The following is a 14591-nucleotide window of genomic DNA, read 5'->3' on the forward strand; positions in this document are numbered from 1 at the left end:
ACGGTAACCTGTGCGCCGTGGCCGACACCCTGCACCTCTCCGCTGATCCCGTTGACCTGACCGCGGCGCTGGTGGACGTGCCCAGCGTGTCGGGGGACGAGGCCGAGCTGGCGGACCTGGTCGAACGCTCGCTGCGGGAGCAGGCGCCGCACCTGGAGGTCGTCCGGTCGGGCAACTCGGTGCTGGCCCGCACGAACCTCGGGCGCGCCGAACGGGTCGTGTTCGCGGGCCACCTGGACACGGTGCCCATCAACGACAACATGCCCAGCCGCCGCGAGGGCGACGTCCTGCACGGCTGCGGGACCGTGGACATGAAGGGCGGCGACGCGGTGATGCTGCACCTCGCCGCGACGCTGACCGAACCCCGGCACGACCTGACGTTCGTGTTCTACGACTGCGAGGAGATCGAGGCGAGCCGCAACGGCCTCGGCCGCGTCGAGCGCGACCTGCCCGAGTGGCTGCGGGGCGGGCTGGCGATCGTGTGCGAGCCGTCCAACGGGGTGGTCGAGGCGGGTTGCCAGGGCACGATCCGGGTCGAGGTGCGGACCACCGGGACGCGCGCGCACACCGCGCGCGGCTGGATGGGCGTCAACGCCGTGCACGCCATGGGCGAGGTGCTGCGCAGGTTGGAGGCGCACGTGACGCGGGTCGTCGAGATCGACGGCTGCACCTACCGCGAGGGCCTCCAGGCCGTGAAGATCACCGGTGGCGTGGCGGGCAACGTGGTGCCGGACGAGTGCGTCCTCACCGTCAACCACCGCTTCGCGCCGGACCGTTCGCCCGCCGAGGCGGAGGCCCACCTGCGCGAGGTGTTCGAGGGCTTCGACCTCGTGGTGACGGACTTCGCCGCGGGCGCACTGCCCGGTCTGTCCGCGCCGGTCGCGAAGGAGCTGGTCGCCGCCACGGGTGGCACGCCGGTCGGGAAGCTCGGCTGGACCGACGTCGCCCGGTTCGCCGCCCTCGGCATCCCCGCGGTCAACTTCGGGCCGGGCGACCCGACCCTGGCGCACACCCAGCAGGAGAACGTCCCCGTCGGGCAGATCACGAACTGCGCCGACGTCCTCCGCAGATTCCTCGCGTGAGACCGTCACCCGATGAGGGAATCCGGTTTCCTGACCTAGAATCCCGCCGATGACTGACAACAACTCCGTCGACGAGAACCCGCCGGAACGGCAGCGCGGCCCCGTGACGCTGCGCCGGTCCCAGCGCGTCGAGCTGACCACGACCGATCAGCGGCTGCTCGACTCGCGCGGGCCGTCGGACTGGGTGCACACCGACCCGTGGCGGGTCCTGCGCATCCAGGCCGAGTTCGTCGAGGGCTTCGGCGCGCTCGCCGCGGTGCCCAGCGCCGTGACGGTGTTCGGGTCCGCGCGCACCCCGCGCGACCACCCCGAGTACCAGATCGGCCGCGACCTCGGCGGCGCGCTGGCGAAGGCCGGGTTCGCGGCGATCACCGGCGGCGGCCCCGGTGTGATGGAGGCGGTCAACCGCGGGTGCTCCGAGGCGGGCGGGTTCTCCGTCGGGCTCGGCATCGAGCTGCCGTTCGAGCAGGGCCTCAACCCGTTCGTCGACCTCGGCGTGAACTTCCGGTACTTCTTCGTCCGCAAGACGATGTTCATCAAGTACTCGCAGGCGTTCATCTGCCTGCCCGGCGGTTTCGGCACGCTCGACGAGCTGTTCGAGGCGCTGACCCTGGTGCAGACCAAGAAGGTCACCAAGTTCCCGGTGGTCCTCTTCGGACGGTCCTACTGGCAGGGCCTGTACGACTGGATCCAGAACTCGGTGCTGCCCGGCGGGAAGGTCGGCGAGAAGGACCTGGCGCTGCTGCACCTCACCGACGACATCGACGACGCGGTGCGGGTCGTGCAGGACGCCCACAAGGCGTGGGACGAGGCGCACTCGTGACGACCAGGGTCACCGTCTACTGCGGATCGCGGAAGGACGTCCCGGCGGGCTACCTGGAACTGGCGGCCGAGGTCGGCACGGCCATCGCCGCGCGCGGCTGGTCGCTGACCTGGGGCGGCAGCAGCGTGTCGATGATGGGCGAGGTGGCCCGCGCCGCCCGCGAGGGCGGGGCCAGGACCCTGGGGGTCATCCCGCGGGGGCTCGTCGGCACCGAACTCGCCGACGACCACGCGGACGAGCTGGTCGTGGTCGACACCATGCGCGAGCGCAAGGCGCTCATGGAGGCGCACGGGGACGCGTTCCTCGCACTGCCGGGCGGTATCGGCACGTGCGAGGAGCTTTTCGAGATGTGGACTTCACGGGTGTTGTCCATGCACACCAAACCGGTCGTGGTGCTGGACGTCGACGACCACTACCGGGGGCTGTTCGACTGGGTCCGCGAACTGGGCGGTCGCGGTTTCGTCTCGCGGCACGCGCTGGACTCGCTGACCATCACCGGAGACGTGGCGACGGCGTTGGACGCCTGCGCGAGCTGAGGGGATTCAACAGATGGGCAAGTGGGCGTCCTACGTCGTGCGACGCGGCGATGACGAGGAACTCGACGACGGCTACCGGCTCGACGCCGTCGAGGGTTGGCAGTGGTGGGAGTTCCCGGTGCTGGACGAGGAACCGCTGGTGCAGCTCGTCGGCACCGGCGCGGCCGTCTCCGCCACCGTGGCCGACAGCGACATGTGCGTCGTGACCGGCTGGGACGGCGGCCAGGAGCAGTGGGAGTGGGTGTTCGGCGAGGTCGCGTACGCGGAGGCGGCCGCGGCCGAGGGCCTGCCCGCGCCCGACCCGGAGGAGCTGGCCGAGACCCTGCCGGAACGCGCCGCGGCGCTCGCCATCGCCGTGGTCGAGTGGGCGAAGGCGGCCGGGCTGTCGGCCGACATCCCCACCGTGACCGCCGTGCTGGAGACCGACCACGACATCGCGGAGGACGGCCTCCAGGCCGTGCTCGGCGCCGTGGGGATCGTGGACAACTGAGGTCGAAGGGTGCCGGTCGACGTCGACCGGCACCATGGGTGCCATGGGACTTCGCTGCGCGGTGCTGGACGACTACCAGGGTGTGGCGCTGGACATGGCGGACTGGTCGGTCCTGGCCGACCGGGTGGACGTGACCGTCCACCGCGAGCACTTCGAGTCCCGCGACCGGCTCGTGGAAGCGCTGCGGCACCACGAGGTCGTTGTGGTCATGCGGGAGCGCACCCCGTTCGACGCCGATCTGATCGCCCGCCTGCCCTCGTTGCGGCTGCTGGTGACCAGCGGGATGCGCAACGCCTCGATCGACCTGGCGGCCGCCGCCGACGCCGGTGTCGTCGTGTGCGGGACGGGCAGCACGTCCGGTCCGCCGGTCGAGCTGACCTGGGCGCTGATCCTCGGACTCGCCCGGCACCTGGTGGCGGAGAACGCCTCCCTGCGCTCGGACGGCCCGTGGCAGAGCACCGTGGGCGTCGGGCTCGCGGGGAAGACGTTGGGGCTGCTGGGTTTCGGCAAGATCGGCGTCCAGGTCGGGCGGGTCGGGCGGGCGTTCGGGATGGACGTCGTGGCGTGGAGCGCGAACCTGGGCGCGGAGCGGACCGAACCCGAGGGCGTGCGGCTGGCCGCGTCGCTGGAGGACCTGCTCGCGGCGAGCGACGTGCTGTCGGTCCACCTGGTGCTGGGCGACCGGACCAGGGGACTGGTCGACGCCGGGGCGCTGAAGTCGTTGCGGCCCGGCGCTTTGCTCGTCAACACGTCGCGGGCCGCGATCGTGGACCAGGACGCGCTGGTCGACGCGCTGCGGGAAGGACGTCTCGCGGGCGCGGGGCTCGACGTGTTCGAGCAGGAACCGCTGCCGCGCGGGCACGTGCTGCGACGGCTGCCGAACGTCCTGGCGACCCCGCACGTGGGGTACGTGACCGACGGGAACTACGCGGTCTACTTCCGCGAGGCGGTGGAGGACATCCTGGCGTTCCTCGACGGCGCCCCGATCCGCACGCTGCGCTAACCCGCCCGCAGCCCCGCCATCGCCAGGTCGAGCATCCGCGACGCCCGTGCCGACTGGTCGGGGCCGGGGTCGATCCGCCACAGGAAACCCATCAGCAGCACCACGTCGTCGGGCACCAAACCGGTCCGGATCGTGCCGTCCTCCTCGCCCGCGCGCAGCAGGAGCGCGACCGCCCCCATGATCGGCCCGTAGCTCCGGCCGACCAGGTCCTCGCTGGTGGCGGCGTGCAGCACGTCCGCGAGACCGTGCTTGATCCGCACGTAGTGGGCGAGCCGTTCGAACCAGAGGCGCAGCGCGTCCAACGGCGGACGGGTCTCCAGCAGGGCGGGCGCGTAGTCCAGGAGCTGCTGGACGTCGTGCCGGTAGACCGCGAGCACCAGCGCCTCGCGATTCGGGAAGTGCCGGTACAGCGTCCCCGGCCCGACGCCCGCCTTCTTCGCGATGGAGTTCAGCGAGGCGTCGGCGGACTCGAGCAGCGCGTCGCGCGCGACCTCCAGGATGCGGTCCCGGTTCTGCCGCGCGTCGGCCCGCAGGGGCTCGTGCTGGGTCATCGCGTCCCTCCTCGGTGAGCGGAGAGGTCTCCGGCGAGTAGAGCACAGGGGATCGCCGCGCGCTACGCGACGCAGGTCCCGCCGTGAACGCCCCCCAAGGCGCAATCCCCCCGTGGCACGATCCGGGCGTGACCGCGCAACCGCCGTCCTGGCCGTCGAAGCCCCCGGCACACGGGTCGGTCGTCCTCCGGGCGTTCACGGAGGACGACGTGCACCTGGCGCTGGAGATGGGGGAGGACCCCTACATCCCGCTGATCGGCAGCCTTCCCGCCCACCCCAACCCGCACCAGGCCCTGGAGTGGATCGAACGCCAGCAGGGGCGCCTCGCCGAGGGCAAGGGGTTCTCGTTCGCGATCGCGGACGCGGGGACCGGCACGGCGTTGGGCGGGATCGGGCTGTGGCTGTCGAGCCTTCCGGCGGGGCGGGCGACGGCGGGGTACTCGGTGTCGCCGAAGCACCGGGGGCGGGGTGTGGCGAGCAGCGCGCTGCGGGCGTTGACGGCGTTCGCCTGGACGATTCCGGCGCTGCACCGGGTGGAGCTGCACATCGAGCCGTGGAACACCGGTTCGCGGAAGGTCGCGGAGGCGGCCGGGTACCAGCGGGAGGGGCTGCTGCGCAGCCACCAGGAGATCGGGGGCACCCGGCGGGACATGCTGCTGTACGCCGCGATCAGGCCGTGACCACCCGCGCCGACGCCAGTCCCCGCACCCTGGCCAACCGCTGGGCCTCGTCGGAAACGGCGGCGGGCGGCGCTTCCCCGAACGGCCGGAGCGTCACGTCCAGGCGCTTGCCCGCGGCCTTGGCCTGCCACGTCCCGGTGACCTCCCCGTCCACCACGATCGCCCCGCGCCGCCCGAGGATCCGCCACACCTCCTTCTGCGCCGCCTTGTCCGGCACCAGCAGGTCCCGGTCGCGGGCCTGGAGGTACGGGTCGAGCGGGGGCAGCAGCCGGACCACGTCGGGATCGGGGGCGTCGAGGAGCGCGGGGACCTGATCGGCGGGCAGCCAGGCCTTCCTGCCGTCGACGCGGACCTCCGCGAGGTCCGACGGCCACACCTCCTTGATCACCGCGGCCGTGGTCCCGAAGTACCCGGCGACCTCCGACGGACCGGCCGGGCCGTGCAGGCGCAGGTAGGCGAGCAGCAGGTCCTCGAAGCCGACGGTGGAGGACGGCACGCCGGGCCACGGGGACGTGGGGACGAAGGTGACGGTCTTGGGCGCGGTGTCGAACACGAGGCCGGCGGGCAGCGCGGCCAACCGGAAGACCGGGTCCTGCACGTGGGTCGCGTCGCAGCCGCGGCACCAGGCCGTCACCTCGGGCGGCACCAGCGGTGTGACCAGCCTGCTCGCCTCGCCCTTGGTCATCGGCGCGGTGACGACCTCGCGCAGCGCCGACGCGACGGCGGTCAACGCCGCCAACCCGGACGCGACACCGCGTGGCCGCGACATCCGGGCGATGGCGTCGGCGTCGCCGAGCGGCCACACCCGCGCGGCCAGCGCCGGGAAGTCCGCGGGCCGGTGCAGGTGCGGAGCGCCGCGCACGGTCCACGTGGCCGTGTAGTCGTCCAGGTCGGGGTCGACGGCCAGCCGGGCGGCGAGCGCGGCGGCGGCGGAGCGCTCGGAGTCCGACACGCCGAGGTCGAACACGCGCAGGTCGGTGGAGGCCCGGTCGAACTGGTGGGCGGCGACCCGGTAGGCGATCACCTGGGCGCGGTCGACCGACTCAGCCACGGTCGTGCTCCGCCCGTGCGGTGCCCCGCGGGCCCGTCAGGACGATCGTGGAAGTGGTCTTCACCCTGGTGCTCATGCCCGGATCCTGGCACCCGCGGCTGCCATCTGCTGTCAGGATGGTGTCCGTGGAGATCACCAAGCAGCTCAGGGTCGCGGCCTACGCGCTGTGCGTGAGGGACGGGCGGATCCTGCTGTCCCGCTGGGTCGGGCCGGGGACGAACAACAAGCGCTGGACGCTGCCGGGCGGTGGCATCGACCACGGCGAGGACCCGTACGAGGCGGTGATCCGCGAGGTCGACGAGGAGACCGGGTACGCCATCGAGGTGCGGCGGCTGCTCGGCGTCCACACGATCCGGCGGATCTTCGACCGCGGGGCCGACGGGGAGGTCGACTTCCACGGGCTGCGGATCATCTACGAGGCCGAGGTCGTCGGCGGTGAGCTGCGGTTCGAGGTCGACGGGTCGTCCGACCGGGCCGAGTGGTTCGACCTGGCCGACGTCGCCGGGCTGCGGCACTCCGACCAGGTCGACGTGGCGCTGGAGCTGGCGCGGACGAGCCCGCCGGACGGCAGGGGCGAGGCCGCCCTGCCGTCCGACGAGAGGCTCACCCGCGAGGGACCCGCAGCCAGGACGGGTCCGCCGCCGGGGAGCTGAACGCGACGCTCTGGCCCAGCGTGCTCTCGCTCAGGTAGCGCGGGTCGACGGTGTCGACGACGAGCACGAGCCGGTGACCGGCGGGAACGTCCCACAGGACCGGTTCGAGCTCGAAGTCCAGCGTCTTCGCCACGCCGGGGGCGACGTTCCGCAGGGTGAACGGCTTGTGGGTCACCAGCGACCCCAGGCCGACCGACCCCACGTCGTAGAGGTACGCGTACAGCGTCGTGGTCGGCGCGCTCGGCGTGACCGTGACGTGCAGCTTCGGCGCCCCGCTGACGGCGGTGGTGCGGGAGTACGTCGGCCCCCACCACACGGCGGCGGCGTTGCGGTCCACCAGCGGCATCGACACCCCGGTGGGGATGCCGAAGAAGCCCTGGAGGGCCCCGCTGAGCAGCACCGTTCCGCTGTCGGCCACGGTCGGCCAGCCCGCGGCGATCCGGTTCTGCCAGCCCGTGGCCGCCGTCGACCCCATCGCGCCGGTGCCCCAGGACGGGCCCGCGAGGTAGAGCGTGTCCTGAGCGGCCGACGCCGCGGCCCAGCTGGGGTAGGTCCGCCAGCCGCCCCCGCTGTTGGGCTTGAGGTTGACCGGGTTCTCCCGGTCGATCCCGTTGTCCACGCCGCGCACGTGCTTGTCGAACCAGCGGCCGACGGAGTCCCAGATCTCGTTGGGCAGGCCCGCCGCGCCGAACAGCTCGGCGGTCGCGTGGTCGCCGGGCGACAGCATCAACCGCTTCGGGCCGGTGAGCTTCGCGAACAGGTCGGTCACCTGGCCTGGGGCGAAGATCCCGTCGTTCCAGGCGTTGCCGATCATCACGGCGGTGTGGTTGGCGTTGATCGCGGCGATCCGGTTGGCGGCCGACCGGGACTCCGAGATCGGCACGACCTCGTGGAACCGGCCGTTGCGGTAAGCGTCCTCGGCCTGCCTCAGCACCGGTCCCGGCCGGCCGACGAGGTTGCCCGCGGCCAGCAGGACCTCGACGGCCTGGCTGTTCACCGTCTCGTTCGGGTAGAGCGAGCGGGCCAGATCGGTCCACGTGCTCAGCGCCGCGGCGGCCTTGATGCGCGGGTCCGCGGCCGCGGCCAGCAGCGCCTGCCCGGCGCCGTAGGAGATGCCCGCGACGCCGATCCTGGCCGCGTCGCCCCCGGCGTTGCCGATCGCCCAGTCGATGACCCGGCTGACGTCGGCGACCGTGTCCGGTCCGGCGATGTCGATCTCGCCGCCGGAGTCGTAGAAGCCCCGGCTGGTGTAGCTGACCACCACGTACCCGGACTCGTAGGCGAACTTCGCGGCCGCGCCGACGTACTCGATGTTGTTGATGCCCCAACTCGACGGCAGCACCAGCAGGGGGAACGGACCGCTGCCGCGGCCGGTCGGCTCGATGACGAAGGCGCGGATGGGCGTGCCGCCCTGGCCGGGGATGGTCCGGTAGGCGGTCGTGAAGCCCGCGGCCTGCGCGACAGGGGTGAGCAGGCCTATGGCGAGGAGGGTGGTGAGGAACAGGACGAGTGATCGGCGCACGAGATCCTCCCGGTGAACCGTGACCTGGATCACGTGTGGGTTACTCGTGAGTAAACAGAACCTACCGCCAAGTAGCAATGGTGGTGATCCAGTTCACAGTTAACGCGTCGTGGCACCATCGGACCTTGTGAAACGTGTGCGATTCGGTGAGCGCGGGGTGGCGGACGACCGCGCGCTGGTGATGGGGATCGTCAACCGGACCAGGGACTCGTTCTACGACGGCGGCGCCGCGTTCGCCGACGACGCGGCGCTGGCGGCCGTCGACCGGGCCGTGGCCGAGGGGGCGGACATCGTCGACATCGGCGGCGTGCGCGCCGGGGCCAAGGGCGAGGTGGTGGACGCAACCGAGGAGGCCCGCCGGGTCGTGCCGTTCGTCGCGCTGGTCCGCGAGCGGCACCCGGACCTGGTGATCAGCGTCGACACCTGGCGGCACGAGGTCGGCCGCGAGGTGTGCCGGGCGGGCGCGGACCTGCTCAACGACACGTGGGCGGGCGCGGACCCGAAGCTCGCCGAGGTCGCCGCGGAGTTCGGCGTCGGCATCGTCTGCTCGCACACCGGCGGCCTCGCGCCGCGCACCGACCCGCACCGACCCCGCTACACCGACGTCGTCGCCTCCGTGGTCGCCGAGCTGGTCGAGCGCGCCGAACGCGTGGTGGCGCTGGGCGTGCCCGCGGCGGGCGTGCTGATCGACCCGACGCACGACTTCGGCAAGAACACCTGGCACGGCCTGGAGCTGCTGCGGCGGTTGGACGAACTGGTCGGCACGGGCTGGCCGGTGCTGATGGCGCTGTCCAACAAGGACTTCATCGGCGAGACGCTCGGCGCGGACGTCGGCGACCGGGTCGACGGCACGCTGGCCGCGACCGCGGTGGCCGCGTGGACCGGCGCGCGGGTGTTCCGCGCCCACGAGGTCCGGCAGACCAGGCGGGCGCTGGAGATGGTGGCCTCGATCGCGGGGACGCGGACGCCTACGCGGGTGCTGCGAGCGCTCGCGTGAGGCTCTCGTCGTCCCAGCGGTCGCGGTAGTAGCCGGGGGTCGCGACCAGTTCGTCGTGGGTGCCGCGCTGGGTGATCGCGCCTGCCTCCAGCACCAGGATCTCGTCGAAGTGCTCGTGCGCCAACGGGGCCAGCCGGTGGGTGACCAGCACGACCGCGCCGGGGGCGGTGGCCAGGACGGCGCCGAGCACCCGGTCGGCGTGGTCGGGGTCGAGGCCCTCGACCGGCTCGTCCAGCAGCAGCACCGGCGCTTCGGCGAGCACGGCCCGTGCCAGCACGAGGCGTTGGCGCTGGCCGCCGGAGATCGCGGTGCCGTGCTCGCCGACCACGGTGTCCCAGTCCAGGTCCAGGTCGGCGACGCGCGCGGCGTGGTCGAGTTCCCCTTGCGCGGCATCGGGTTTGGCGAACAGGACGTTGGCGCGGACGGTGGTGTGGAAGACGTGCGCGTCGGCGAGCGCGCCGCGCGCCTCGGGCGTGACGAACCGGGCCAGCAGCGTGGTCTTGCCCGCGCCGCTGGGGCCGACCAGCGCGATCCGCCGTCCCGGTGGGAGTTCCTCGCCCGCGAACGGGACCGGGCGCGCGGTGAGCAGTTCCCGGACGCGGGCCAGGGATCCGCGCACTTCCGCCCAGCGCTGCGCCGCCGTGGTCAACGGCAGGAACACCTCCAGCGCCGCGACGGTGCCCAGCACGACCGGTGCCGACGCGCCCGACACCAGCAGCGCCAGCGCCGCGCCGAACTGGGTCAGCACGCCCGCCGCCGACAGCGCCCCGGTGAGCAGGGCGACCCGGCGTTCGCGGGTCGCGATGTCGGTGACCACCTTGTCGGTGCGCGCGAGTTCGTCGTCCAGCGCGCCGAACGCGGTCAGCTCCGCGGCGCCGTGCACCAGGCCGACGGTGCGCTCGGCGAGCTGGGACCGCAGTGGTGCCAACGCCCGCAGGTGCCGGTCGGCCACCGCGAACGCCGCCAACGGCAGCGCGACTCCAAGCACCAGCACGGGGATCGCCAGCACCGGCACGACCGCGATCGCCACCGCGCCGACCAGTCCCGCGACGCACGCGGGCAGCAGGCACCGCAGCGCCGCGTCCTGCACGGCGTCCACATCGGACACCAGCCGCGTGACCAGGTCACCGCTGTGCCGCCGGACCGGTTGCCGCAGCAGGGATTCGTACACCCGGCCGCGCAGGTCCGCCAGGTACCGCAGCACGGCGTCGTGCCCGGCCAGCCGCTCCGCGTACCGCAGCACGCCGCGCGACAGCGCCAACGCCCGCACGGCCACGATCGCCACCGTCAACGCCGCCATCGGCGGCTGCTCACCCGCCCGCACGATGAGCCACACCGCCGTCACCATCAACGCGACCCCGGACACTTCGGCCAACACAGCGGCCAACGCCGCCAGAAGCAGTCGCTTCATCGGATACCGCCATCAGGTTGGTGGGTTGGAATCGGGAACACAGCCACGCCCACCACCCGCGAGTCGAACACTCAGACACCCCGTGTCGAACCTCTGGACACCCCGAGTCGAACACCCGGACATCTCCGGAGGTGTCCGGGTGAGGAGTTCGAGGTGCCTGAACGTTCGACTCGGGGTGTCTGAGTGTTCGACACGGGGTGTCTGGGGGTTCGACTCGCGGGGGTTTAGGGGAGTTCGATGATGCGGTTGGCTTCGGCTAGCAGTGCTGGGCGGTGGGCGACGAGGACGGTGGTGCGGCCGCGGGACAGTTCGCGGGTCACGCGCAGCACCATCGCCTCGGTGCCGGTGTCGAGGCGGGCGGTGGGTTCGTCGAGCAGCAGGAGGTTCGCGTCGGGGCGGACGAGGGCGCGGGCGACGGCGACCCGTTGGCGTTCGCCGGAGGACAGGGTGTGCCGGGCCTCCAGGAGGTCGCCGAGGTCGACGGCGTGAGCGGCGGCGGTGGCATCGGGGCCATCGGGGCCGCCGAGGCGGATGTTGTCGGCGACGGTGCCCTCGAACGCGGTCGGCGCCTGCGGCACCCAGGCGAGCTGCCGCAGCCACGCGGTGCGGTCGATCTCGCGCAGGTCGACGCCGTCCACCAGCACCCGGCCGGTGTCGGGGGTGATCTCGCCCAGCAGCAGGGCGAGCAGGGTGCTCTTGCCCGCGCCGCTCGGCCCGACCAGCGCGATCCGCTCTCCCGGCGCGATCCGCAGGTGGAAGCCCCGCAACGACCGCACGCCCACGTCCTCCAGCACGATCTCCGCCCGGCTCAGGTCCGGCGGCCGCCGGGTCGCGACCACCGGCGGCGCGGGGACGACGGCGGCCTGCTCCAGCACGGCCAGGCCTTCGGCACTGGCGTGGAACTGGGCGCCCGCGGCCCGCAGCGGCAGGTACGCCTCCGGGGCCAGCAGCAGCACCAGCAGCGCGATCCGCAGGTCGACCCCGCCGCCGAGCAGCCGCAGCCCGACCGGCACCGCGACCAGCGCCACGGACAGCGTGGCGACCAGTTCCAGCACCAGCGCGGAGAGGAACGCCACGCGCAGCGCGCGCATCGTCGTGTCGGCGTGCGCGGTCGCCATCCGGCGCACGGTCGCGGCCTGCGCGGCGGCCCGGCCGAACAGCTTCAACGTGCTCAGCCCCGCCACCACGTCGAGGAAGTGCCCGCCCACGGCGGACAGCTCCGCCCACTGCCGCCGGGTGCTGTCCCTGGTGTGCGCGCCGACCAGCGCCGCGAACACCGGGATCAGCGGCAGCGTCACCAGGATCGTCACCGCCGCGGTGAGGTCCGCGAACGCCAGCCGCAGCAGCACGGCCAGCGGCACGACGGCGGCGACGGCGAGCTGCGGCAGGTACCCGGCCAGGTACGGCTCGACCGCGTCCACGCCCCTGGTCACCAGGGTGCTGACCTCGCCCGCCCGGTCGCCGCGCCGGGCCACCGCGACGCGCAGCACCCGGTCCCGCAGCCGCGCCTTCACGGTCGCCGCGGTGCGCTGGGTGAGCACCCGCTGCCCCCACAGCACGGCCGCGCGGGCGCCCACCACACCGGCGAGCAGCGCGATCCCCGTGCCGCCGCTCAGCAGCCGGGCCAGCAGTTCGGCCTGCGCCAGCACGAGCCCGGCGGTCGCGACGGCGATCACCGCGAGCAGGACGCCGTAGGAACGGGGCACCGCCGGGTCACGCATGGCGCACCCGGAACATCCACCAGGTCGCCCACTGGAACAGCAGCACCAGCGGCAGCACCACGACCGCGGCCGGGGCCAGCACCTCCAGGGTGCCGGTGTGCGCCATGGTCTCCGCGGTCACGACGTCCTGCGCCGCGAAGACGGCCGGAACGGGCAGCGCGCAGGCGATCGCCGTGCAGCAGAAGGCGAACCGGCCGGAGGTGACCCACGCGCCGAGCAGCAGCACGACCACCGCGACCGCGGCGCCGACGCCGATCTCCGGGTGCTCGACCGGTCCGGCGAGCAGCACGGCGGCGGGCACGAACACCAGGCACGGCAGCACCAGCGACCGGGCCAGCGCACGGGCCCTGGCGCCGGTCCGGCCGGGCAGCCGCCAGGCCAGGAACGTGCCGCCGTGCAACGCGAACAGCCCCACCACGCCGACGATCCACAGCGGCGCGGGCGCCCCGGTGAGGTCGGCGGCCAGCACGCCCCAGCCGACCGCGACCGCCAGCGCGCCGCCGACCAGCGGCACGTCCCAGACGGGGTTGGTGCCGCGCAGCTGCACCGCCGCGGTGAACGCCACCAGGCCCGTGACTATTGTGACGAACGCGCCGTAGTTGCCGGACAGCAGTTCCCCCTCCAGTCGGGGGAACGCGCCGAACAGCACGCCGACGGCGGCGACCAGCCACACCTCGTTGCCGAGCACGAACGGCGTCATGGCGCCGAGCGCGTGGCTGCGCTCCCGCTCGTCGCGGCCGACGAACCGGAACAGCAGCGCGGTGCCGTAGTCCAGGCCCGCCAACGCGAAGTAGCCCGCGGTCAGAAGGCCGAGCAGAGCGATCCAGAGCGATTCCACGGTCGTTCCCCCTTCACAGAGCCATGGCGAGCGCGGACACGGGTTGCGGCATCGACTCGACCTCCGGGCCGCGCCGGGCGATCCGCGTGATCAGCACCCAGTCGGCGACGCCGAGCACGGCGAAGACGCCGGTGAACGCCAGGAACGACACGAGCATGCTGGTGGCGCTCACCGCCGACATGGCGTCCTCGGTGGTCATCAGCCCGTAGACGAGCCAGGGCTGCCTGCCGACCTCGCGGACCACCCAGCCGCCGATGGAGGCGATGAACGGCAGCGGGATGCCGAGCACCATCAGGTAGAGCGGGAAGCGCATCCGGACCACCGCGTCGCGGGCCAGCAGCGGCAGCGTGATCCAGCTCGCCAGCATCAGCACGACGCCGATCAGCATCATGAACGACAGCGGCATCCCGAGGCCGGGCATCGACTTCACCTTGCCGGGCTGCAACTGGTTGATCACCGGGAACTGGGCGATGCCCGCGCCGACCAGGAACGGCGTGGCGATCGCCGTGGTCACGACGCCGATCCGCAGCGACCGGCGGAAGAACTCGATCTCCTGGGTGCGCCGGATGAAGTGGTAGGCGCTGACGCCGACCACGAACACCCCGCCGACGGTCATCGCGGCCCCCACCACGTGCAGGAAGGCGGCGGTGACCGTCGGGTTCTCCACCAGCGCGGCGATGTCGGTCAGCCGCAGGACCCCGCCCTCCTCCCGGTAGCCGACCGGGTGCTGGAGGAAGCCGTTGGCGACCATGATCCAGAACGCCGACGCGTACGCGGTGATCGTGACGGCCCAGATCAGTGCCAGGTGCGCCCACCGGTTGAGCCGTCCCCAGCCGAAGATCCACAGGCCGAGGAACGTCGACTCCAGGAAGAACGCCACCAGCGTCTCGATCGCCAGCGGCGCGCCGAAGACGTCGCCCGCGTAGGTCGACAGGCCGGACCAGTTCAGCCCGAACTGGAACTCCATGACGATGCCGGTCGCGATGCCGAGCGCGTAGTTCACCACGTAGATCCGGCCCCAGAACCGGGCCATCCGCTGGAGGACCGGGGTCCCGGTCAGCGTGAACCGGGTCTGCATGACGGCCACCAGGGTGACGAGCCCGAGGGTCAGCAGCACGAAGAGGAAGTGGAACGAGGTGGTCGTGGCGAACTGCGCCCGCGCCAGGTCGAGGGGGTCCATAGGTGGCTACGCTATACGTAGGCTCGCTACCTAACATCGGGGACTTCCCGGAG

The 14591-nt window shown here is 72.8% G+C and carries 15 protein-coding genes; 8 read left to right on the plus strand and 7 right to left on the minus strand.

Annotated features, from left to right (window positions below; translation table 11 throughout):
- Positions 1-17: 17 nt before the first annotated feature.
- The 5 genes from dapE to RM788_RS29865 are packed head-to-tail and all read left to right on the plus strand — an operon-like array spanning position 18 to position 3934.
- Positions 18-1082, plus strand: a complete 1065-nt coding sequence (gene dapE, locus RM788_RS29845) for a succinyl-diaminopimelate desuccinylase (RefSeq protein ID WP_315921215.1) — start codon at positions 18-20, stop codon at positions 1080-1082.
- 49 nt (positions 1083-1131) lie between these two features.
- Complete coding sequence (locus RM788_RS29850; RefSeq protein WP_315921217.1) at positions 1132-1905, plus strand: LOG family protein; 774 nt, start codon at positions 1132-1134, stop codon at positions 1903-1905.
- A complete protein-coding gene (locus tag RM788_RS29855) occupies positions 1902-2441 on the plus strand; it encodes an LOG family protein (protein WP_315921219.1) in 540 nt (179 codons plus the stop codon). Before RM788_RS29850 ends, RM788_RS29855 begins: the two co-directional genes overlap by 4 nt.
- A 13-nt stretch (positions 2442-2454) precedes the next feature.
- Complete coding sequence (locus RM788_RS29860) at positions 2455-2931, plus strand: hypothetical protein (protein ID WP_315921221.1); 477 nt, start codon at positions 2455-2457, stop codon at positions 2929-2931.
- A gap of 43 nt (positions 2932-2974) precedes the next feature.
- Positions 2975-3934 (plus strand): D-2-hydroxyacid dehydrogenase family protein, encoded by a 960-nt coding sequence (locus tag RM788_RS29865; RefSeq protein ID WP_315921223.1) that lies wholly within the window; start codon positions 2975-2977, stop codon positions 3932-3934.
- Here the strand turns inward: RM788_RS29865 and RM788_RS29870 are convergent.
- Positions 3931-4485, minus strand: coding sequence for a TetR/AcrR family transcriptional regulator (locus RM788_RS29870; protein WP_315921225.1), 555 nt, complete (start codon positions 4483-4485; stop codon positions 3931-3933). The genes RM788_RS29865 and RM788_RS29870 overlap by 4 nt on opposite strands.
- A 128-nt stretch (positions 4486-4613) precedes the next feature.
- Here RM788_RS29870 and RM788_RS29875 point away from each other — a divergent pair, with 128 nt between their 5' ends.
- Complete coding sequence (locus tag RM788_RS29875) at positions 4614-5165, plus strand: GNAT family N-acetyltransferase (protein WP_315921227.1); 552 nt, start codon at positions 4614-4616, stop codon at positions 5163-5165.
- Here the strand turns inward: RM788_RS29875 and RM788_RS29880 are convergent.
- The gene (locus RM788_RS29880) at positions 5155-6216 is read right to left on the minus strand and encodes a winged helix DNA-binding domain-containing protein (RefSeq protein ID WP_315921229.1); all 1062 of its coding nucleotides are present in this window, start codon (positions 6214-6216) and stop codon (positions 5155-5157) included. The genes RM788_RS29875 and RM788_RS29880 overlap by 11 nt on opposite strands.
- 47 nt (positions 6217-6263) lie before the next feature.
- On the opposite strand from RM788_RS29880, the gene RM788_RS29885 reads away from it, so the two are divergent.
- Entirely contained in the window at positions 6264-6869 is a 606-nt protein-coding gene (locus tag RM788_RS29885) for an NUDIX hydrolase (RefSeq protein WP_315921231.1), read from the plus strand.
- On the opposite strand, the gene RM788_RS29890 is transcribed toward RM788_RS29885, so the two are convergent.
- On the minus strand, positions 6820-8391 hold the full coding sequence (locus RM788_RS29890; RefSeq protein ID WP_315921233.1) for a CocE/NonD family hydrolase: 1572 nt from the start codon (positions 8389-8391) through the stop codon (positions 6820-6822). The genes RM788_RS29885 and RM788_RS29890 overlap by 50 nt on opposite strands.
- Before the next feature lie 181 nt (positions 8392-8572).
- Here RM788_RS29890 and folP point away from each other — a divergent pair, with 181 nt between their 5' ends.
- Positions 8573-9388: a dihydropteroate synthase gene (folP, locus tag RM788_RS29895; RefSeq protein ID WP_399345124.1), complete on the plus strand. Its 816-nt coding sequence runs from the start codon at positions 8573-8575 to the stop codon at positions 9386-9388.
- Here the strand turns inward: folP and RM788_RS29900 are convergent.
- The 4 genes from RM788_RS29900 to RM788_RS29915 form a co-directional block, all read right to left on the minus strand.
- Positions 9360-10799 (minus strand): amino acid ABC transporter ATP-binding/permease protein, encoded by a 1440-nt coding sequence (locus tag RM788_RS29900; RefSeq protein ID WP_315921237.1) that lies wholly within the window; start codon positions 10797-10799, stop codon positions 9360-9362. The genes folP and RM788_RS29900 overlap by 29 nt on opposite strands.
- Before the next feature lie 224 nt (positions 10800-11023).
- On the minus strand, positions 11024-12520 hold the full coding sequence (gene cydD, locus RM788_RS29905) for a thiol reductant ABC exporter subunit CydD (RefSeq protein ID WP_315921239.1): 1497 nt from the start codon (positions 12518-12520) through the stop codon (positions 11024-11026).
- Positions 12513-13358 carry a cytochrome d ubiquinol oxidase subunit II gene (locus tag RM788_RS29910; protein ID WP_315921241.1) on the minus strand — a complete coding sequence of 282 codons (846 nt, stop codon included), beginning with the start codon at positions 13356-13358 and terminating at the stop codon, positions 12513-12515. Before RM788_RS29910 ends, cydD begins: the two co-directional genes overlap by 8 nt.
- Before the next feature lie 13 nt (positions 13359-13371).
- Positions 13372-14538 carry a cytochrome ubiquinol oxidase subunit I gene (locus RM788_RS29915; RefSeq protein ID WP_315921243.1) on the minus strand — a complete coding sequence of 389 codons (1167 nt, stop codon included), beginning with the start codon at positions 14536-14538 and terminating at the stop codon, positions 13372-13374.
- Between the last annotated feature and the right edge of the window lie 53 nt (positions 14539-14591).

It is taken from the genome of Umezawaea sp. Da 62-37 (genome assembly GCF_032460545.1).
Lineage (GTDB): Bacteria > Actinomycetota > Actinomycetes > Mycobacteriales > Pseudonocardiaceae > Umezawaea.

Coding starts and splice junctions, on each gene's coding strand:
- RM788_RS29865 (WP_315921223.1), top strand. CDS start 2,975: ATGGGACTTCGCTGCGCGGTGCTGGACGACTACCAGGGTGTGGCGCTG.
- RM788_RS29850 (WP_315921217.1), top strand. CDS start 1,132: ATGACTGACAACAACTCCGTCGACGAGAACCCGCCGGAACGGCAGCGC.
- folP (WP_399345124.1), top strand. CDS start 8,573: ATGGGGATCGTCAACCGGACCAGGGACTCGTTCTACGACGGCGGCGCC.
- RM788_RS29900 (WP_315921237.1), bottom strand. CDS start 10,799: ATGAAGCGACTGCTTCTGGCGGCGTTGGCCGCTGTGTTGGCCGAAGTG.
- RM788_RS29915 (WP_315921243.1), bottom strand. CDS start 14,538: ATGGACCCCCTCGACCTGGCGCGGGCGCAGTTCGCCACGACCACCTCG.
- RM788_RS29870 (WP_315921225.1), bottom strand. CDS start 4,485: ATGACCCAGCACGAGCCCCTGCGGGCCGACGCGCGGCAGAACCGGGAC.
- RM788_RS29860 (WP_315921221.1), top strand. CDS start 2,455: ATGGGCAAGTGGGCGTCCTACGTCGTGCGACGCGGCGATGACGAGGAA.
- cydD (WP_315921239.1), bottom strand. CDS start 12,520: ATGCGTGACCCGGCGGTGCCCCGTTCCTACGGCGTCCTGCTCGCGGTG.